General features: G+C 52.4%; 20 protein-coding genes. 10 read left to right on the top strand and 10 right to left on the bottom strand.

What is annotated here, in order from left to right; translation table 11 throughout:
- Positions 1 to 16: 16 nt before the first annotated feature.
- The 4 genes from HALTITAN_RS01750 to HALTITAN_RS01735 all read left to right on the top strand — a co-directional run bounded on the left by HALTITAN_RS01750 (position 17) and on the right by HALTITAN_RS01735 (position 3843).
- Positions 17 to 505 (top strand): MarR family winged helix-turn-helix transcriptional regulator, encoded by a 489-nt coding sequence (locus tag HALTITAN_RS01750; RefSeq protein ID WP_022521435.1) that lies wholly within the window; start codon positions 17 to 19, stop codon positions 503 to 505.
- 430 nt (positions 506 to 935) lie between these two features.
- Positions 936 to 1985: a TRAP transporter substrate-binding protein gene (locus tag HALTITAN_RS01745; RefSeq protein WP_009286067.1), complete on the top strand. Its 1050-nt coding sequence runs from the start codon at positions 936 to 938 to the stop codon at positions 1983 to 1985.
- A gap of 27 nt (positions 1986 to 2012) precedes the next feature.
- Positions 2013 to 2555 (top strand): TRAP transporter small permease, encoded by a 543-nt coding sequence (locus HALTITAN_RS01740; protein ID WP_022521436.1) that lies wholly within the window; start codon positions 2013 to 2015, stop codon positions 2553 to 2555.
- Positions 2548 to 3843 (top strand): TRAP transporter large permease, encoded by a 1296-nt coding sequence (locus HALTITAN_RS01735; protein WP_027958347.1) that lies wholly within the window; start codon positions 2548 to 2550, stop codon positions 3841 to 3843. Before HALTITAN_RS01740 ends, HALTITAN_RS01735 begins: the two co-directional genes overlap by 8 nt.
- Before the next feature lie 119 nt (positions 3844 to 3962).
- Here the strand turns inward: HALTITAN_RS01735 and paaZ are convergent, their stop codons facing one another.
- The 6 genes from paaZ to paaA form a co-directional block, all read right to left on the bottom strand.
- Entirely contained in the window at positions 3963 to 6005 is a 2043-nt protein-coding gene (gene paaZ, locus HALTITAN_RS01730) for a phenylacetic acid degradation bifunctional protein PaaZ (RefSeq protein WP_009286065.1), read from the bottom strand.
- A gap of 69 nt (positions 6006 to 6074) precedes the next feature.
- Positions 6075 to 7157, bottom strand: a complete 1083-nt coding sequence (gene paaE / locus HALTITAN_RS01725) for a 1,2-phenylacetyl-CoA epoxidase subunit PaaE (protein WP_039857483.1) — start codon at positions 7155 to 7157, stop codon at positions 6075 to 6077.
- Positions 7158 to 7176: 19 nt separating this feature from the next.
- A complete protein-coding gene (paaD, locus tag HALTITAN_RS01720) occupies positions 7177 to 7776 on the bottom strand; it encodes a 1,2-phenylacetyl-CoA epoxidase subunit PaaD (RefSeq protein WP_083868658.1) in 600 nt (199 codons plus the stop codon).
- Positions 7760 to 8569: a 1,2-phenylacetyl-CoA epoxidase subunit PaaC gene (gene paaC / locus HALTITAN_RS01715; protein WP_083868656.1), complete on the bottom strand. Its 810-nt coding sequence runs from the start codon at positions 8567 to 8569 to the stop codon at positions 7760 to 7762. Before paaC ends, paaD begins: the two co-directional genes overlap by 17 nt.
- Positions 8570 to 8580: 11 nt before the next feature.
- Positions 8581 to 8862, bottom strand: a complete 282-nt coding sequence (gene paaB / locus HALTITAN_RS01710; protein WP_022521442.1) for a 1,2-phenylacetyl-CoA epoxidase subunit PaaB — start codon at positions 8860 to 8862, stop codon at positions 8581 to 8583.
- A 133-nt stretch (positions 8863 to 8995) separates the two neighbouring features.
- Positions 8996 to 9982, bottom strand: coding sequence for a 1,2-phenylacetyl-CoA epoxidase subunit PaaA (gene paaA / locus HALTITAN_RS01705; RefSeq protein ID WP_039857481.1), 987 nt, complete (start codon positions 9980 to 9982; stop codon positions 8996 to 8998).
- Between the two features lie 553 nt (positions 9983 to 10535).
- On the opposite strand from paaA, the gene HALTITAN_RS01700 reads away from it, so the two are divergent.
- The 6 genes from HALTITAN_RS01700 to HALTITAN_RS01675 all read left to right on the top strand — a co-directional run bounded on the left by HALTITAN_RS01700 (position 10536) and on the right by HALTITAN_RS01675 (position 16699).
- Complete coding sequence (locus HALTITAN_RS01700) at positions 10536 to 11492, top strand: LysR family transcriptional regulator (protein WP_022521444.1); 957 nt, start codon at positions 10536 to 10538, stop codon at positions 11490 to 11492.
- Positions 11493 to 11639: 147 nt separating this feature from the next.
- Positions 11640 to 12923, top strand: a complete 1284-nt coding sequence (locus HALTITAN_RS01695) for a TRAP transporter large permease (protein ID WP_022521445.1) — start codon at positions 11640 to 11642, stop codon at positions 12921 to 12923.
- Between the two features lie 50 nt (positions 12924 to 12973).
- Positions 12974 to 13957 carry a TRAP transporter substrate-binding protein gene (locus tag HALTITAN_RS01690; RefSeq protein WP_009286064.1) on the top strand — a complete coding sequence of 328 codons (984 nt, stop codon included), beginning with the start codon at positions 12974 to 12976 and terminating at the stop codon, positions 13955 to 13957.
- A gap of 90 nt (positions 13958 to 14047) precedes the next feature.
- Positions 14048 to 14575: a TRAP transporter small permease subunit gene (locus HALTITAN_RS01685; RefSeq protein ID WP_039857479.1), complete on the top strand. Its 528-nt coding sequence runs from the start codon at positions 14048 to 14050 to the stop codon at positions 14573 to 14575.
- A gap of 248 nt (positions 14576 to 14823) precedes the next feature.
- Positions 14824 to 16314, top strand: a complete 1491-nt coding sequence (locus tag HALTITAN_RS01680; RefSeq protein ID WP_009286063.1) for an amidase — start codon at positions 14824 to 14826, stop codon at positions 16312 to 16314.
- Between the two features lie 31 nt (positions 16315 to 16345).
- Entirely contained in the window at positions 16346 to 16699 is a 354-nt protein-coding gene (locus HALTITAN_RS01675; protein WP_039857476.1) for a RidA family protein, read from the top strand.
- A gap of 69 nt (positions 16700 to 16768) precedes the next feature.
- Here the strand turns inward: HALTITAN_RS01675 and paaK are convergent, their stop codons facing one another.
- The 4 genes from paaK to paaG all read right to left on the bottom strand — a co-directional run bounded on the left by paaK (position 16769) and on the right by paaG (position 19613).
- Complete coding sequence (paaK, locus tag HALTITAN_RS01670; RefSeq protein WP_009286062.1) at positions 16769 to 18082, bottom strand: phenylacetate--CoA ligase PaaK; 1314 nt, start codon at positions 18080 to 18082, stop codon at positions 16769 to 16771.
- 110 nt (positions 18083 to 18192) lie between these two features.
- Entirely contained in the window at positions 18193 to 18660 is a 468-nt protein-coding gene (paaI, locus tag HALTITAN_RS01665) for a hydroxyphenylacetyl-CoA thioesterase PaaI (protein WP_027958340.1), read from the bottom strand.
- Entirely contained in the window at positions 18653 to 18820 is a 168-nt protein-coding gene (locus tag HALTITAN_RS25890) for a 3-hydroxyacyl-CoA dehydrogenase NAD-binding domain-containing protein (RefSeq protein ID WP_022521452.1), read from the bottom strand. Before HALTITAN_RS25890 ends, paaI begins: the two co-directional genes overlap by 8 nt.
- A gap of 1 nt (position 18821) precedes the next feature.
- A complete protein-coding gene (paaG, locus tag HALTITAN_RS01660) occupies positions 18822 to 19613 on the bottom strand; it encodes a 2-(1,2-epoxy-1,2-dihydrophenyl)acetyl-CoA isomerase PaaG (protein ID WP_009286061.1) in 792 nt (263 codons plus the stop codon).
- Between the last annotated feature and the right edge of the window lie 412 nt (positions 19614 to 20025).

The raw sequence follows: 20025 nt of genomic DNA, 5'->3' as shown, positions 1-20025 counted from the left end.
CTTTAGGAGAAACAAAATGACGATGGATAAAGCAGACGGCGATGTGTCACTGGAATCTTCAGCCAGGGTAGAGCTGGATCTCAACCAATTTTTACCCTATCAGCTTAACCGTTTAGCTGACCGAATCAGCCAGGCGTTAGAGAAGCTTTATGCCGAGTCTTATGAACTCAATATTGCCCAGTGGCGTGTGCTTGCCTGGCTTAGCCACTGTGATGATTTAACCGCTAAGAAGGTCTGCGCTTACACCAATATGGATAAGGCTCGCGTGTCTCGCGCTATTCAGTCACTGGAAGACCGTGGACTGATAAGCCGCACGCCCTCACAGCAGGATCAGCGACTACATGACTTGCAACTGACGGACGCCGGACAAGCGCTACTCAATAAGTTAGTGCCCGAAGCCCAGGCGTGGGAGGCCGGCCTGGTGTCGACCCTGAGCGTTGGTGAATATCGTGATCTGCTTAATACAATGCGCAAGCTTGAACGGCAACTGGAGAGAATTGGCTAGAGGCTTGATGCTGGGAAGTCGAGCCCAGGTGACAAATCGCATTTTTGCCGGTGGTGTGTCGTTAGTGTATTGATAGATAAGATTTGTGTAACAAAAGAATGGGCGAAAAATAGCCCCATATAGCCATTGATAGTCACTCGAAGAAACAATGCTTTTGGTGTAAGTGGTTGTAGTTTAAGTTAATAATGTAAATTAATACTTAAGTATTAGAATCTATTAGTTGATGGATCGTTGCATGATCCACGTATCTAAAGGCATTGTGATAAATAACGTGATTCGTATAATTTCTATATTTTAATAATAAAGTATCACGTTAGGCGCAATGAGTGATTAACTAGCAATCTCACCCACCGCACGCATGGCTTATCAACATCATTCAACAAAAACGATGAGCGCTTTACCCAGTTCGTGACGACCAGAGGAAAGAGAAGTGAATAAAACAACAAACCTGATGATCGGCGCTATTGCCGCCGCAACGCTGAGCACCTCCGCCTTTGCACAAACGACAATCACCGTGAGTACCTGGGCTGGTCCCAATCACGGCATCAACACCATGGTATGGCCAACGTGGAAAGCGTGGATTGAAGAAGCCACTGACGGGCGCGTGACCGTTGACGTTGTGCACGACCTCGGACCTCCCGCCTCCCAGATGGAGATGGTCGCCGACGGCATTGCTGATGCTACTTGGGTATTCCATGGCTATAACGCAGGGCGTTTTCTGGCCACTCAGTTACCCGAATTTCCTACCTTTGAAGACTTCTCCTCGGAGAACGCCTCTGCTGCTTATTGGCATACGCATCAGGAGCATTTAGCCCAAGCTGATGAGCATCGCGGCGTTGATGTGGTGGCTGCGGGGGTACATGGCCCGGGTTGGATCTTTAGTCGTGAGCAGTACCAAACTCTTGCTGATTTAGAGAACGAGCGCATTCGCGTCGGCGGCGGGGTCATGGGAGATCTCTCTAATGCCCTTAATCTGACCGGCGTGGCTTTGCCGCCAACCGGGGTCTATGAAGCTGGCTCTCAGGGCGTTATTGATGGCGCTATGCTGGTGCCGGAAGGCCTTAGAAGCTTTCGGGTAGCCGAGGTATTTCCCTATACCTTGACGGTGGATGGGGGCTTTTATCGAGGCAGCTTCACCATTGTAGTGAATCCGAGTATCTGGGATGAGATGTCTGCAGAAGATCGTGCCGCTGTGGAAGACGTCTCGGGTGAGCGGTTATCGCGACTGTTTGGCTACATGATGGATGTATCCGATGAGCGGGGCGTCGAGTTCGCCGAAGAGCAGGGCCATACCTTTACAGCCCTCGGCGACGAAGATCTTGAGACGCTGCGCGGTATCAGTAGTGATCTGGTTGACACCTGGTCCGAGAACGTAAGTGAACGGGGTGTCGATGCGCAGGCGGCGCTCGATTACTTCCACCAACAGCTTGAAGAAGCTGCTACACAAGAGAGCGTGGCATCCTTAGTGCCACAATCATAATTACCCTTCGCCAAGTGGAGGGCGACTATGCAGATCCTGACGTCTCGCTGGTCAAATGTCGGTAGGGTCATGCAGCTGGCGCTGGAGGGGGTGGCGGGTGCCACCCTCTTTGCCTTGATGCTGCTGACGACTGCTGATGTAGTAGGCCGTTATTTCTTTAATTTACCTATCCTTGGAACCGTCGAGTTGACCCAGCAGATGCTGGCCGCTGTGGTGTTCTTGTCACTGCCAGTAGCATGCTGGCGTGAAGAGCACGTTAGCGTGGATCTCTTGGATGCCATATTCCCTGTGCGCTGGATATGGCTGCGCCAGATGATCGTCAACTTAATTATCGCCGTGGCTTTATGGGTGATCGCTACACGGGTTTGGGCACTGGGCGTGCGTGCTTTCGAGTGGGGCGATGTCACTGAGTTTCTACGCATTCCCGATGGTTACCTTATTTACCTGATTGCCATCATGCTGTTTCTTTCCGCTCTACTCACCCTCGGTCGAGCGGTGAGTTACCTCCTAGAAGGCGTGGGTGTGATTAAGTGCGGTGGCCCAGTCAGCCAGGGAGATAAGCATGATTGAAGCACTTTATGGGTTTGCAGCGCTGTTGATATTGGTATTCCTGCGCATGCCTCTGGCTTTTGCCATGGGGATCGTGGGTTTTGTGGGCTTCTACTACCTGACCGGTAACTGGAACGCGGCTGAAGCCATGGCGTCGCGCCGGGTAGTCGACACCGCTAGGGACTACGGTCTATCGGTGATACCACTGTTTATCTTGATGGGTAACTTGGTGTCCCATGCTGGGCTCTCTGATGCGCTATTCCGGGCCTCCAATGGTTTTCTTGGACACCGTAAGGGCGGTCAGGCGATGGCCACCATCGTGGCTTGTGGTGGTTTTAGTGCTATTTGTGGGTCGAGTCTTGCGACCTGCGCCACTATGGGGCGTGTTGCCATGCCCCAGATGCGCAAGTACGGCTACAAGGACTCGCTGGCGGCAGCCTCCATTGCAGCGGGCGGAACCCTTGGGATACTGATTCCTCCCAGCGTGATGCTGGTGATCTACGGCATCATTACTGAGACCAGTATCCGTGAACTGTTTGCAGCGGGCTTTATTCCCGGCATATTGGGCATTGTGATGTATCTCGGCGCGGTTAAGTGGGTTCTGTGGCGTGATCCCAGCGCTGGGCCAGCGGCCGAAAAAGTACCCTGGAACGAGCGCCTTGCGGCCCTAAAAAATGTGGGGAGTACCCTGGCGCTGTTCGTATTGGTTATCGGCGGCATCTATTTGGGTATATTCACCCCAACGGAAGCGGCGGGTATTGGCGCAATGGGTGCCTTTGTGATTGCGCTGCTCAAGCGTGCTTTGACGTCGACTATACTCATGAATGTCCTGATGGACACTGTGCGAACAACAGCGATGCTGTTTGCGGTGGTGTTGACGGCGCTAATCTTTGCTAATTTCATTAACCGCGCGGGGCTTCCCAATGACCTCCTGGCGTTAGTCACCGGGCTGAACGTGGCCCCCTTCGTGGTTATTCTCGTCATCTTGGCCATTTACGTACTGCTAGGCTGTGTATTCGAAAGCATGTCCATGATGCTGCTGACCGTGCCAGTCTTCTTCCCGGTCGTGGCGGGGCTTGGCTATGATTTGGTGTGGTTCGGTATTCTGGTGGTTATCGTCATTGAGATCAGTTTGATAACGCCTCCTGTCGGTATGAACGTGTTCGTACTGCGTGCCGTATTACCGGACGTATCGACAGGCACTATCTTCCGCGGCGTCACCCCTTTCTGGGTCGCCGGTACCATACGCGCACTACTGGTGCTTATATTCCCAGCGATCGTGCTTTTCCTGCCGCAGTTACTGTATTAAAACTACGCTATTAATACGGTTCTATTAACGTCCTTGCTAAACAAACGGATGACAGGGTTAAGTGCCTTGTCATCCGTTTTTTTGTATTACATTTTTGTCTGGTTGTATCGGCTGGGGCGTTACTGCCGCTTCGCGACCAGCGTTAAAATGTCGTAGCTGGCGACCAGTTCATCATGTTGATTGGTCACCGCTACGTCCCACATCACCACGCCTTGTGGGTGCCCATCGGGAGAAGTTCGGCCCTGATCAATCTTGCGCTTGCAGGTTAGGCGGGCGCGGATAGTGTCGCCGACCAACACAGGTGTAATAAAGCGCAGTGTATCCAGGCCGTAGTTAGCCAGTACGGGGCCTTCGCCTGGGTAAACGAATAGACCCGCAGCGGCAGACAGCACAAAGTAGCCGTGGGCAATGCGCTGGCCGAACTGGGTCTCTTTGGCGGCAATGTCGTCGAAGTGCATATAGAAGTGGTCGCCGGAAAGGCAGCCAAAATTGACGATGTCGGCTTCAGTGACGGTGCGGCGGTGGGTTAACAGTGACTCCCCAACCTGCAGGTCGTCGAAATGGCGGCGGAACGGGTGGACGTCAGTCTCGATCACCTTGGCGCCACGCACATATTCCTTTGTGACTGCCGCGAGCATGCTCGGAGAGCCCTGGATGGCGGTGCGCTGTAGATAGTGGTGAACCGCACGAATGCCGCCGAGTTCCTCGCCACCGCCTGCGCGGCCGGGCCCGCCATGCTTGAGCATCGGTAGCGGAGAGCCGTGGCCAGTGGATTCCTTTGACGCCTGAGCATCCAGAATCTGCAGGCGGCCGTGATGGGCGGCCAGAATGGGGATCATTTCAGCCGCAATGGCAGGGTCTTTCGTGGTCAGCGTGGTCACTAAGCTGCCCTTGCCCTTGGCGGCGATGGTCAGGGCTTCGTCGATGCCGCTGTAGGGCATTAGCGTCGCGACGGGGCCAAAGGCTTCAATGTCGTGAGCGCCGCCGTCGTTCAACGGGTTACGATTGATCAGCAAGTGGGGAGTAATGAAGGCGCCGTTTTCAACACCCTGGCCGACAGGCTTAAAGCTGCCGTCTCTGCCGAAGACGCACTCACTAGTCTCTAGCAGTTGTTCAATTGCGTGGTTAACGTCTCTCAATTGGTCACGGGAAGAGAGCGCGCCCATGCGTACGCCTTCTTCATGAGGATCACCGACCACAATGTTGGCAAGCCGCGACTTAAGTGTGTTCGCCAATGCATCCAGATGCTCGGCAGGCACTAAAATTCGGCGGATCGCGGTACATTTCTGACCTGCCTTGGCGGTCATCTCCTTGACCACTTCTTTGGCAAAGATTTCGAACTCTTCGTCTTCCGGGCTAACATCCGGGGCCATGATGGCGCTGTTGAGCGAGTCCGCCTCGGCGTTGAACGGGATGCTCTTCGCCATGATGTTAGGGTGGCTTTTTAATTTGAGAGCGGTGTTTGCCGAGCCGGTAAAGGTGACAAAGTCCTGCTCTTCCAGGTGATCCAGTAAATCACCGGCCCCGCCGATAACCAGTTGCAGCGCCCCTTCCGGCAGAAGGCCTGAGTCGTTGATGACACGCACGGCTGCTTCGGTCAGGTAGCTAGTGGCGGTTGCCGGTTTGAAGATACACGGCATGCCTGCCAAAAAGGCAGGCGCGAACTTCTCCAGCATGCCCCATATGGGAAAGTTAAACGCATTGATGTGCACAGAGACGCCGCGGCGGGGCACCAGAATATGGGTGCCATTGAAGTGGTTATCCTTACCTAGTTGGGTCACCGGGCCTTCATGGGCCACATTGCCGGAGGGCAGTTCTTTGCGGCCCGTGGAGGCGTAGGTAAATAGGGTGCCGAAACCGCCGTCGATGTCGATCCAGGAGTCGGCCTTGGTGCAGCCAGTGTGGTGAGAGATGGCATACAGCTCACGCTTACGCTCTTGGATATAGGCGGCCAGCGCTTTAAGAATGGCGGCCCGCTGCTGGAAATCCAATGCCAGCATATTTCTCACACCGGTGTTGCGGGCATACGCCACCGCTTCACGGAAGTTGATCTCTTCTTGGTGAGTATGCGCAACGGTTGTGCCGTTAATGGCGCTAATCAGTGCTTTGGACTCGGTCTTTCCGAACCACTGGCCTGCGATGTAACTCTGTAAAACTGGCATTGAGCGTTCTCCCGCAAAACATAGACTAAGCCGACGCGGTCGCCGGCCTGGAAGTAGGTGGGTTAGGGTTTATACCTCGTCATAGTCAAGCACCACCCTGTCGCTGATCGGATAGCACTGGCAGGACAGCACGTAGCCGGCATCGATTTCGTAATCTTCCAGGGCGTAATTGGCGTCCATTTCCACCTCGCCTTCGATGACCTTTGATTTACAGGTAGAGCACACCCCAGCCTTGCATGAGAAAGGGATATCCGCGCCGTGCTCGTTACCTGCGTCCAGAATGCTCTGGGTATTGCGGGGCAGCTCGTATTCAATGGTGCGGCCGTCGATGATCACTTTGATATGCGAGGTTTCTGCTTTCACCTGGGCCGCTTTCGTCGCCTGGCGGCGCTTGGCGCCTGCTGTCGGTAGCCCGGTAGTAAACAGCTCGAAGTGCACTTTTTCCTTCGGCATTCCATGTTGGGTCAGAACACCACGCACGATCTCGGTCATTTCTTGCGGGCCACAGATAAACGCGGCGTCGAGCTTGGATACGTCTACCCAGCGGTCAAACAGGGCGTTGCATTTGTCGGCGTCGATCCGGCCGTTGTAAAGATCGATTTCCTGTTGTTCGCGGCTGAACACATAAATGATGTTGAGGCGTTCCAGGTAGCGATCCTTGAGATCCTGAAGGCGTTCGCGAAACAGCGTCCCCGTGGTAGAACGGTTGCCATAGATTACGGTAAAGCGGCTCTTTGGCTCGCTTTCCAGGGTGGTGGAAACAATCGACATGATCGGTGTGACGCCACTGCCAGCGGTCACCGCCAAATAGTGTCCTTCACGGCTGGGGTCGAGAGGCACGAAGAACTTGCCCTGGGGCGGCATCACTTCCAGGCTGTCGCCGGGCTGCAAGTGCTGGTTGGCAAAGGTGGAGAAACTGCCGCTCGGCACCAGCTTGACGGCGACTCTCAGCTCATGTTCGTGGACACCGGTGCAAATCGAGTAGGAACGACGGACATCCTCACCTTCGATGTCGCGACGTAGAGTCAGGTACTGCCCTTGGGTAAAGCGAAAGGCGTCCAGCAGGTCATCGGGAACGTCGAAAGCAATGGAAACGGCATCATGGGTTTCCTTGCGAACATCCTTGACGGTCAGGGCGTGAAATCGGCTCATGGGAAATGGTCTCGTCGTTTTACAGACACTTGAAATAATCGAAAGGCTCCAGGCAATCGCGACAGCGGTAGAGCGCCTTGCAAGCCGTAGAGCCGAATTCGCTGACGCGTTCGGTCGCGTTGCTGCCACATAAAGGGCAGGGCACTACCGGGTCAGACTGGCCGGTCAGGCTGCGCTTGCTAGCACTTCCTACAGGTGGCGCGATGCCGTAAGCACGCAGGTTTTCGCGACCGGCGTCCGTCAACCAGTCGGTAGTCCAGGCGGGTGATAGGCGGCGCTGGATCAGCGGGTCTGCGTAGCCAGCGGCCACCAACGCTTCATGGATATGCTGTTCGATAACTTCTGTGGCCGGGCAGCCGGAGTATGTTGGGGTTACATTGACCACCAGCCGTCCATCAAGCCAAGTGATATCGCGCACAATGCCCAGCTCAACCACACTGACCACAGGCACTTCTGGGTCGGGCACTTCCTGTAGTACAGCCAGCACGGCGTTGACATCGCCTTCGTCACCGGCGGGCGGCAGCCCGCTGCGGTCGCTGCCGATCAAGTCGCTGGAAGGCCAGTCATCGGTAAGCCTGTCATCGCTAGACGCAGACGGATGGTTACCAGACGGTCGCATCGGGATATGCCCTCGGCAGATATTGCATTTCCGCCAACAGAAAGCCCAGGTGCTCGGTGTGATGTCCGACTTTGCCGCCGGTATACATCCAGGCGTCGTAAGAAGGCCGCTCCAGCGTGGCTTCTTCAAGCACCTCTTCCACGGTGGCTTTCCAGCGAGTGGCAACGGTTTCCAGGTCAGGCGCGATGCCAGCTTCTAACATGGCCTGATCAATCTCGTCGCCCTGCAGTAGCTCACCGGTGAACTGCCAGAGGTTGTCGAGCGCTCGCTGCATGCGGGTGTGGCTCTCTTCCGTGCCATCGCCCAGGCGAATCACCCATTCAGAGGAGCGACGTAGGTGGTACGTTGCTTCCTTAAGCGACTTGGCGGCCACTTCAGCAATGCGTGGGTCGCTGGCGTGAGTCAGCCCATCAAGCAGGTGTACGTGCCAGGCATCGAACAGGAACTGGCGCCCCATGATGTCGGCGAAGTCACCGTTGGGCTGTTCGACGAGCAACAGGTTACGGAAGTCCTGAGCGTCGCGGCGAAAGGCCAGGTGGTCGGCATCGATCTTGTCAGCCACTAGTTCAGATGCCATCAGTTCAGCAGCCAGCAGTTCAGACACATAGCCCAGCCAGTTGCGTGCCTGACCGAAGAGGTCGAGACCCACGTTCATTAAGGCCAGCTCCTCTTCCAGCGCTGGTGCCTTGCCACACAGTTGTGCGTGGCGCTGGCCGAGTACCAAGGCGTTGTCGCCAAGGCGCAGCAGGTAATCGATCAACGGGGGTTGTTTCTTTTGAGCCATGTTTTGCATCACAGCCTCCCTTACATGTGGCCGACTTCTTTCGGAAGTTTGTAGAAGGATGCGTGGCGATAGACCTTATCGTTAGACGGGTCGAACAGCGGCTCTTTCTCATCGGGAGACGAGGCGGTGATTTCGCTGGCCGGAACCACCCAGATGCTCACCCCTTCATTGCGACGGGTGTACAGCTCACGGGCGTTTTCGATTGCCATGCGGCGGTCGGCTGCATGCACACTGCCGACGTGCTTGTGGTTAAGGCCGTGTTTGCTGCGTATAAAAACTTCAAAGAGGGGCCAGTCAGCCATGAGAAAAGCCTCAGTGGTCAGAGGAGTCTCGTCTCGCAAGACTCCATGTTGTTTTAAAAGATAGCGTTTTAAAAATAGGGTTCTAAAAATTGAGTTATTGCTTTTCATTGGTGCCCAAGCAGGCGAGGCCGGTTCAGGCTGCTCGGTGCTGACGCTTGGCTGCGTGGGCCACGGCGGCTTCACGTACCCAGGCGCCGTTATCGATGGCGCTGCGGCGTGCTTCGATGCGCTCGCGGTTGCAGGGGCCGTTGCCCTTGACCACATCGAAGAACTCTTGCCAATCGATTTCACCGAACTCGTAGTGGCCGGTCTCTTGGTTATATTTGAGATCCGGATCAGGAGCGGTGCAGCCCAGCAGCTCTAGCTGCGGTACGGTTTGGTCGAGGAAGCGCTGGCGCAGCTCATCGTTGCTGTGGCGCTTGATCTTCCAGGCCATCGACTGGGCACTGTTAGGAGAGTTTTCGTCGGACGGGCCGAACATCATCAGTGCTGGCCACCAGAAGCGGTTAATAGAGTCCTGCACCATGGCTTTCTGGTCGTCGGTGCCCTCTTGCATCATGGTCAGCAGAATCTGATACCCCTGGCGCTGGTGGAAGCTCTCTTCCTTACACACGCGAATCATGGCGCGTGCATAGGGCCCGTAAGAGGTGCGCTGTAGCGGTACCTGATTGACGATGGCAGCGCCATCGACCAGCCAACCTATGGTGCCCATATCAGCCCAATTGAGTGTTGGGTAGTTGAAGATGCTGGAGTACTTGGCGCGGCCATCGTGGAGTTTGTCGATCTCTTCGTCGCGGTCGGCACCCAGGGTTTCCATAGAGCTATAGAGGTACAGGCCGTGCCCTGCCTCATCCTGAATTTTGGCCATTAGCTGCAGCTTGCGCTTGAGGGTTGGCGCCCGTGTCAGCCAGTTACCTTCCGGCAGCATACCGACGATTTCTGAGTGGGCGTGTTGCGAGATCTGGCGGATCAAGGTCTTGCGGTAGGCGTCCGGCATCCAGTTCTTGGGTTCTATTTTAATTTCATCATTGATGCGCTCCTGGAACTGGCGTTCCTCAGGGCTCATCTCATCGAGCGTTTTGAGTTTGTTAGAACCGGTTTCAACGAGCTGCGCGTACATAGAGACCTCCGCGGCGTCGATATATCAGGGAGTGTGGCTTATTTTTCCTAAAGTATAGTGATACGAAATATTTTATCAATAGGTATTTTTATGTATCACTTTAATACTTTGTGATAATAGATGTAGATAGGGCTTGGCCTTAAAAGGAAAAAAATAGCTAAAAAAAGTGATTCAAAAATGCCTGCAGAGGGAAAAATTATTTACGCTAATATGCAGAACCTCTTTTGTGGACGCTAGGTGCGGCCTGAACAGTCGGATCGAAAGTAAGGCTCTAACAAGGGCTGGCGCTGCCGTTACTTGTGGCGCTAAATTTCAGTGGAATACTTGCCTGGCTGCTTTGAATTTCCAGCCCTTTAACGTGGGGGACGGCGTAGACTCGTGATCAATTCACGGCGGTGGGAGCCTGGTATCGTCAGGTCTATAGTGGTTGCCAGGATGTTGCATGCTGTGTCACTTCTGTTGGTAAAACAGAAAGTGAGTCAGCGCTGCTAACCTGTTGTGAAATGCTCTTCGCCGATGCGGGTCATTGCAATGAGAAAAACAAGGTAGCTGTATGCTCGAAACACAACAAGATATTAAGAAATTCTTTAAACATGATTTGAAGCTCAGACACCTCCGGATCATTGCCATGCTTGCCCAGTTGGGGCAGGTCAGTCATGTGGCGAAAGCAATGAACGTGACTCAACCGGCGATTTCTAAGCAAATCGGTGAGATTGAGCGTTCCCTGAACAGCCCAATCATTCAAAGGCAAGGTAACCGCGTTGTTTTCACCCCTATCGGCGAAAGGTTGGCAGCCCATGCGACTGAAATCGTACAATTAATTGAAAGGGCTGAATTTGATGTCGATGCTGTCCACCGGGGGTTAGGAGGCCACGTTGTAGTGGGTGTGGTCGCCTCACTTGCACCGACACTGTTGCCAGAGGCCATTAAGCGGCTCAAGGTAATTGCTCCTTCTGCAGTCGTTTCTATCACTGAAGGCCACTTTAATCAGCTATTACCTCTGCTGGAAAATGGCAATCTAGATATCTTGATAGCTCGGGCATGGGAGCCTTTCTTTCGCGAGGGTATCAGTAAAACCTCGATATTAAAGGAACCTATCCTGGTGGTAGCCGGCTCTCAGCACCCGCTTGCGGTGCGAGCAACAATCGAATGGAAAGACGTTGTAGCTTGGCCATGGATTAGCCCCGCAGAAGGGTCATTAGCGAGGCAGGCCGTTGACACATGCCTTGCCAAAGCCGGTTTAGCATTCCCTTCCAGTTATATCGAATCTACATCACTACTGCTCAACTTTGAGCTGATGCGGATCGCTCCGTTCATCAGCCTCATGCCTGAGTGGTTGGCCAGACATCATGCGGGAAAGGGAGATCTAAGTATCCTGCCGTTGCAATTTGATGAAATTCTTTCGGAAGCCTACTGCTATTGGAGAAGCAATTCCTCTAATGCAACTAGCAAGCTATTTCAAGAATGCCTGGAGCAGGCAAGCCACCAGTCTCGTTTTACTTCCCATTGAGTCAGAATAAAGTGAAGCGCTCTCTTCGTATTACTGTTTGGTTATACGAAGAGAGTAATTTGTCATTTGTCTGCCTTCACATCACTGAGTATTCTCAAATAAAGACAAGTATAAGTTCTGTTAGTAGCAACGCCTTCGGAGCCTTGTATGGCCTATGCTATCGTAGCTTTTTGTGTATTCCTGTTTTCGGGTACAGCATTCGCTTATCTAGTAGGTGCCACTGCGGTCATCGCATTTTTGACGACTGGCTATCCGCAATACATAGCGATACTTCCTCAACGTATCTTTGCTCAGTTAGATGTCTTTGCTTTTATGGCTATGCCCTTGTTCATACTCACCGGAGAGCTGATGAATCGTGCTGGTGTGATGGGGTCTCTGATCGATTTTGCTATGGCTCTGCTTGGTCGTTTCAAAGGTGGTCTGGGGCATGTCAATATTATGACGAGCCTATTCTTTTCTGGTATATCAGGTTCCGCGGTGGCCGATTCAGCAGCTGTATCCAACTCTTTGATTCCAGCTATGCGCGAACGTGGTTATCCACCATATTATGCAGGAGCACTAACCGCCGCTTCATCAATGATTGGGCCGATTATTCCGCCTAGCATCATTATGATCATTTACGGAGGGCTAACAGGCACCTCCGTAGCAGCGCTTTTTGTGGCTGGCATTTTGCCTGGTTTGCTACTGGCCTGTTTGCTCTTCGCATTTAATGCCTGGATAGCACATCGAGACGATCATCCCGGTGGTAGCACTATTGATATTCCTCCACTGTTCGCTAGCTTTAAAAGAGCGTGGCCTGCTTTATCTATACCCATCATTATCCTTGGCAGTATCGTCTTTGGGCTTACAACTCCAACTGAAGGCGCAGCACTTGCTGTTATTGCGGCTATATTAGTAGGTTGGTCGATGGGAGGGATGTCTTGGAAAGTGCTCTATTCAGCCGTGGAGGCGACAGCACGTTTAACAGGCTCTATCTTTATTATCATTTGCTCTATCGCAGTACTTAGTTATCTTGCAGGACTGCTGGGTTGGCCTCAATTATTGGCAGGCTGGATAGCCTCAATGGGGCTTGCCGGAAATAATTACCTTTTGTTACTTATTTTTGTGCTTCTTGTTGCCGGTATGTTCATGGACACACCTGTGGCACTCACATTACTCGTACCATTGCTTGTGCCTACAGCGCTGTTACAAGGTTTCAATCCGGTACATCTAGGTATTATGGTTTGCTTCAACCTTTGTATTGGATTGATAACACCTCCTTTTGGGAAATGTTTAATTGTGGTTTCGGGGATTGCGAAAATAAATTACTGGAACCTTGCTAAAGCAACACTACCCTTTATTGGAATACAGTTAGTAATATTGTTGATAATTGCCTTTTTTCCGAATATTAGTCTCTTGCTTCCACGGATATTCGGGTTCAACGTGCTCTAGATTAAAAAAATCACAACTTCTATCGATAACAAGCATAATGGAGACACTGTATGAAATTGCTAAAGATTCTCGCAATGGCGTCAGCCCTAATTGCATTTCCTATGTCGGTTCTTGGTAGCGAAATCAAGGTTGCTCTGGATAGTCCAACGGACTTAGAAAGGTCAGGCTCCTATGTTTGGGCACATAATTTTACTGAAGCTCTCAAAGAGCGCGGCTTAAATGCTCGAGAAATACCTCGAGATGCTATGGGGGGAGAGGCAGAAAAACTCGACCAACTTTCAATGGGCCTGCTAGAAGTATCTTTGTCGGACGTAAATTCAGTCGCACGCATCGATCCGTTTATTTTCGGCGTACGTTTGCCTTATCTTTTTGATGGAGTGAGCCACATGGATCGAGCTCTCACTGAAGGTGATGTTCTGTCACGCATCAATGAAAATATTAAGCATGCTGGGGTTCGTTTATTGACGCTCGCACCGCTTGGCCCTCCCTCCGGTATTATCACAACACGCAAGGCTGTCACTCAGCCTGAAGACATGGCCGACCTGCGGATGCGTGCCATCGACGATGTACAAAACGCGCTCTATAGAGCTTGGGGCGGAAGCGGAACAATTGTTGCCTGGGGAGAGGTGGCGGCAGCAATGCAGACAGGTATTGTCGATGGCTATATTAATACTTCACTTGTCCCAATTATGTTTGGACAAACGGACATCATAAGCTATTACACTGATACTAATGTTATGAACGCTTTACGTGCGGTTCTGGTTTCTGACGACTGGTACCAGGGTCTGAGTGAGCAGGAAAGAAGTATTGTCGATGAATCCGTTGGTATTGCTAATCAGGCCAACCGGGCATGGCTTCAAGATATTACACCCAAGGTTTTAAACGAGCTTAGGGAAAATGGTGTGGAAGTAACAAAATTGTCGGCAGAATCGCGTGATAGATTTCGTGAGTTATCTCGCTCGGTTTACGATCAGACGGAGCTGACACCCGCACAAGTCGAGACGTGGACTGATCTTGCCGAAAAGACGCGCTAAATCCAGCTGTTAGTTGCCCTATCCAGTTATATTAACCTGGATGCAGGGGGGCTTTTCTAGTGATTATGCTGAGCGTAAGGTGTATACAATATGTGCCGTTCAATAGTTATCCTCAGTGATTGTCTAGATTGGCTTGCTCGCCGAGTATCAGTATTGTGCTTAGTGTTGATGCTGCTATTCGTAGCAATCCAAGTGGTGGCTCGATACGCTTTTAACGCACCGCCATCATGGACAGAAGAAATGGCTCGTTACATGATGGTGTGGGGCGGGCTGCTCGGCGCTACGCTTTCTTTTAAGTCGAAAGATGACCCTGCGCTTTTTCAGGGGGCCATGCACTTTAAGAGCTTTTCATTGAGGCTTTTTTCGGCACTGTTGCGCGGTGTGGCAGTGCTCATCTTTTTTGTTCCTATTATCTATTTCAGTATCTTGGGGTCTGGAATGGATCCGTCACGTGGTTTTATCGCACGTCAGTCACAGATTAGTGCAGATACGTTGGGATTTCCGATGTCATGGGTGGTGTTATCTGTGCCAATTTGTGCAGCTATTATTTTGGTGCATCTGCTTGCTCGTGCTTGTGAATCGAAAATCAGCAAGGAAGGATCTACTTTCTATCATTAATGATTTTCTATTAATTGTTAAGTGGAAATGTGGTTTTTTTAACTTTCTTACCCATGTTTTAAATGATCGTTGAGATAGTATTTTGATGTCAGTCATGCTGAAAAAGATAAAAGTGACGTTCTATTGGTGATTGTTTTATGTATCGTAAAGATTTTTGTCATTGTTAATGATGGTGGCTATTGTTTTTAATAAAAACCTGGTTTTAGTGGGTATGTCTTTTAATAAATTACATAAAGGAAGATGTTTGAATGATACCTTGTGATTTGAGTGCTACTCAGGCTCGTCGCCTGCTTTCTTCAAAACAGCTCTCTGCTGTCGAACTTGCTGAGAGCTGTATCGCCCGAGCGGAAGCTGTGAACCCGGCAGTAAATGCTTTAGTTAGCTATAATCACGACTTAATGCTTACTCAAGCTCGCGATGCTCAAAGGGAAATCGACCAAGGTAAGCCTCTTGGTGTACTGCACGGTCTGCCATTGTGTGTAAAGGATATGGTCGATGTAGTTGGTTTTCCTACAACTTATGGTAGTGAGTTATATGCCGATAATATAGCTACGTCAGATGACCCGATGATCACCCAGCTACGCCAAGCAGGTGTCGTCATTATGGGTAAGACAAATAACCCTGAGTGGAGTGCTGGAGGAAATACTCGAAATGCGGTGTATGGCGTCACTGCGAATCCCTTTGATTTATCTCGTTCTGCAGGTGGTTCATCGGGAGGCTCGGCCGTGGCTGTTGCCTGCGGCATGGCACCTTTGGCGACTGGTTCGGATACCGGCGGTAGCCTGCGAAGCCCAGCGGCATTCAATGGTGTTGTTGGCTTTCGTCCCTCGCCTGGCGTAGTTCCTGGATCGCAGCGTTCATTAGCACTGCTTCCTTTATCTACCAGCGGGCCAATGGCACGGACTGTAGCTGACACCGCACTCATGCTATCAGCCATGATTAGACCTGACCGAAGAGATCCATGGGTATCGGTAGTTGAGGAAAAAAGCCACCATAACCCTGACTCTTACACGCATTTACCCTCTTCTGATCTGAGTAGTGCTAGAGTTGCGGTTACCCATGATTTTGGTTTTGCGATAACAGAGTCGCTTATTGCTGAAACCTTCCTTGATAAATTACATCGGTTCGGTCATGTATTTGCTTCCTTAGAGCACACCCACCCGGATTGCCATGGTGCAGATAGGGCTTTTTCAGTTTTAAGAGGATTGTTGTTTTCCGGCCATCATCGTGAGTTGGTTAGAAACCATCCAAGTAAGGTGGGCCCGAATATCAAGGCCAATGTTAAAGAGGGGGCTTCATTCTCTGCGTTAGATGTCGTGGAGGCCATGAATTTGCAGACCCAAATATACCGGCGCTGGCAAACATTTTTCGAACGGCATGATTTTATTATTGCGCCGACTACGACTATTAGTCCACGAAACTGGCATGAGCTTTACCCCAGTGAGATAGACGGAAAACCGATGGAAAGCTATTACCATTGGCTTTCAATGGCTTATGCGTCGACGTTGGTTGGCCACCCATCTATTACGTTACCTGCCGGACGGGATCTAAATGGTCTTCCTTTTGGTTTGCAGATCATTGGCCGCCGTGGCGAAGACCTGGCTACGCTTGCTTTTGCTCAGGAACTAGAAGCCTTGTTCAATACTGTTCCAGAGCTCTCACGTCCTCAGGTCGATACTAAATCGCTTTGCAATGCCCAGCCACTGAGCTTCTCTGAAGGCTTCCTCGGCTTCGGTTAATTGATTTTCAATAAGTATCAGGAGATACGCTATGAACATGCCATTTTCTAAGTTTCGCGAAGTCAATGATCTGGTCATGCTTTCCGGAGAAGTTCCTTTAGATGAAGAAGGAAGAATTCCGGAGGGAATTGTTGCGCAAACTGATCTAGTAATGAAGCGCATTTCTTCAACACTGGCCCAGAGTGGTCTGGGGTTAAGTGAGATTGTATCAGTCACTGCCTATCTCACTGATAAAAGTGATTTTGAGCTTTTCAACAGTACTTATAAGAACTATTTTTCTGCGCCTCTGCCGGTTCGCACTACTATAGGTTGTGAGCTTTTTATCGATGCTAAGGTAGAGCTAACAGTGGTAGCCGCTCGTTCACTTTCAGCTTCACAAGCCTAAAGCTTAAAAGCCATGAATAATAAGTATTCGGGGGCTGATATCATTGCTCTAGGCTCTGTCTGAAAAGAGTTAACGCACGTCTTTGACCCGCTTGGCCTTACCCATCGAACGCATAACACTCTCTACCGGGCACACCTCGACCTGGGTGCTGATACCAATGTGCGTCTTGATGGAATGCTGGAGCTGTTTCGCGGCTTCTTCACAAGCCACAGGGTCGCGGGCGATGTCATGATGATTCGCCTCTACACGAACAAGCACCATGTCCATATTGCCTTGGCGGCTGACTTCGATCTCGTAGTGGGGAGAAAGCGACGCGATCTTGAGTAGTTGTTCTTCGATCTGGGTGGGGAACACATTCACCCCGCGAATGATCAGCATGTCGTCGCTGCGGCCAGTGATCTTGTCGATGCGTCGCATAGGGCGCGCGGTGCCCGGCAGCAGGCGGGTCAGGTCACGGGTGCGGTAGCGAATCACCGGTAGGCCTTCTTTGGTCAAGGTGGTGAACACCAACTCGCCGTATTCGCCATCTGGCAGGGCGTCACCACTGACTGGGTCGATGATCTCGGGGTAGAAATGATCTTCCCAGATGGTCGGGCCATCTTTGGTCTCCAGGCACTCCATGCCCACGCCGGGGCCCATCACTTCAGAGAGGCCATAAATATCGAGGGCGTCAATACCCAGGCGCTGCTCTAAGGCAGTGCGCATGCTATCGGTCCAGGGTTCGGCACCGAAAATGCCGGTGCGAAGGGGCAGCGTGCGCGGGTCGATGCCCTGGCGATCCATCTCGTCCGCGATGTTGAGCATATACGAGGGGGTGACCATGATGATGTCCGGCTCGAAATCACGGATCAATTGAACCTGTTTCTCGGTCTGGCCGCCCGACATGGGGATCACCGCGCAGCCCAGGCGTTCGGCACCGTAATGCGCGCCCAGCCCACCGGTGAATAGACCATAGCCATACGCCACATGCACCTTATCGTTGCGGCTGCCGCCGGCGGCGCGGATCGAGCGCGCCATCACATCGGACCACACATCAATATCGTTCTGGGTGTAGCCTACCACCGTCGGTTGCCCGGTGGTGCCGCTGGAGGCATGGATGCGAACGATCTCGCTCATCGGTGTGGCCAACATGCCGAACGGGTAGTTGTCGCGCAAATCTGCCTTGGTGGTGAAAGGCAGTTTGGCGAGATCCTCCAGCGTCTGGATATCGTCGGGATGCACTCCAGCCTTGTCGAAGGACTGGCGGTAGAACGGCACATTGTCGTAAGCGTGCTTCAGGCTCCACTTCAGGCGCTTGACCTGAGTGGCGCGCAGCTCGTCGACGCTGGCGGTTTCCAGGGGATCGAGCGTTGCAGTATCGATACGCGTTGCGGGCTGATTCATCAGGGGTCTCCGATCAAGCTAGTTGTTATTGGACTAGTTTCTAAGTGCGCCATGGTCTATGGAGTGGCTTTAGTAATGGGCTTATAAGCGCTCAATGATCAGCGCCTCTTTCATTGGTTATCTCCAGCAGCGGTGTCTTCCAGGCGGCGTACGCTGCCGCGAATTTTGTAGGAACGCCCGCGGAACAAGGCAACGGTATCGCCGTGCTGATTGCGCAATGTAATGTCGTAAATGCCGGTACGCCCGCGGCGGCTGCGCTCCTCGGCGGTGGCGGTGATCTCGTCGCCCAGCTGGCCGGGGCCGAGATAGTCGATACTGCAACCGGAAGCTACTGTGGCTTCGTCGTAGCTGTTGCAGGCAAACGCGAAGGCTGAGTCAGCCAGGGCAAACAGAAATCCGCCATGGCAGTTGCCGTGCCCCTGCACCATGTCCTGACGCACGGTCATGGTCAGTTCGGCGAAGCCGGGAGCCACGCGAGTAATGCGCATCCCCAGCCCTTGGCTGGCATGGTCGCGGGAAAACATTGCCTCGGCGCAGGCTTCCGCCAGTTGCTGCGGGGTCAGTTGGGAATCATGCATGGAAGCTTTCCTCGTATAGGGCTTCGAGCCGAGCAAACACCTGACGCTTGGCCCCAAGGTTCTCGACGATAGCCTCGATAACCAAACGGCTATCGGTCAAGGCATTAATTGCGCCTGTGCTGATGATGCTAATAGTGGCGGTAGAGAGAATGGCTGGCATATCACTCTCCCTTGAAGGTGGGGCGACGTTTTTCCATAAAAGCGCTAACGCCTTCGCGGTAATCTTCGCTGCGCCCAGCAAGGCGCTGAAGGTCGCGTTCCAGGTCGAGCTGTTCGTTGAAACTGTTATCGCTGCTGGCATGTAGGGCGCGCTTAATCAGTGCCAGACCGCGGGTGGGTTGAGTGGCCAAATGGCGCGCCATGCTCATGGCCTCTTCTTGGAGCGCCTCATCGTCGACGCAGCGCCAGATCATGCCCCACTGTTCGGCGGTCTCGGCGGGGAGCTTATCGCCCAGCATCGCCAGGCCCTTGGCGCGAGCCATGCCCACTAAGTTAGGCAATGTCCAGGTGCCGCCAGAGTCTGGAATCAAACCGATCTTACAGAAGGCCTGAATAAAGCTTGCCGAGCGCGCGGCCAATACGATGTCGCAGGCCAGGGCGATGTTGGCACCGGCACCTGCGGCCACGCCGTTCACCGCACAAATGGTCGGGAACGGCATGTCTTTAAGGGCGCGCAGCATGGGGTTGTAACGTTTCTCAAGCGACTCGCCGAGGTCGGGGGCTTCTGCGCCGGGCGCGACGCTACGGTCGGAAAGATCCTGACCAGCGCAGAAGCCTCGGCCGTTGCCCGTCAGTAACAAAGCGCGAACGCTTGAGTCTTGGCGCACGGCTTTTAGCACCTTGCGCATCTCGGCATGCATTTCGTTATTGAAGCTGTTCAAGTTTTCGGGGCGGTTCAGCGTGATACAGGCGACGCCGTCTTCCACGCTGTAAAGCAGGGGCGCTTGGCTCATGGGTAATGTCCTTGTGTCAGTGCCCTTGAAAAGTGGCAGGTCGTTTTTATTGGAAGGCGCATGCCCTTTTCGCGGTCGGCGGTGCCCGCCAGTGACCGTTCGGCCTGTGATCCACAGGATGAATCTCTGCCGAGTATAGATTTATTTTGATACACATCAATATTATATGGGTGATTATAATGTGTCGCTTGTTGGTGTTGTTGGTAGTTTGTTATTTATTAACAATAACTTGTGTGAATTTTTTGCGAATATAAGATAATTGTTAGACGATGGTATAAAAAAACCAAGGTCGTCTAAAAAACTGACTTACAGCAGGGTGCGTCGAGTTTTTAGATAGCGGTGTGCCCATTCTTCAGTAGACGGCGACAGGTAAAGTGTTTGATGTTTTGTTACTTAAAATATAATCTTAGTT

It is taken from the genome of Vreelandella titanicae BH1, from assembly GCF_000336575.1.
In the GTDB taxonomy this organism is placed as follows: domain Bacteria; phylum Pseudomonadota; class Gammaproteobacteria; order Pseudomonadales; family Halomonadaceae; genus Vreelandella; species Vreelandella titanicae.
The sequence above is the reverse complement of the archived record's forward strand: the minus strand, read 5'-3'. Positions and strand labels throughout refer to the sequence as shown.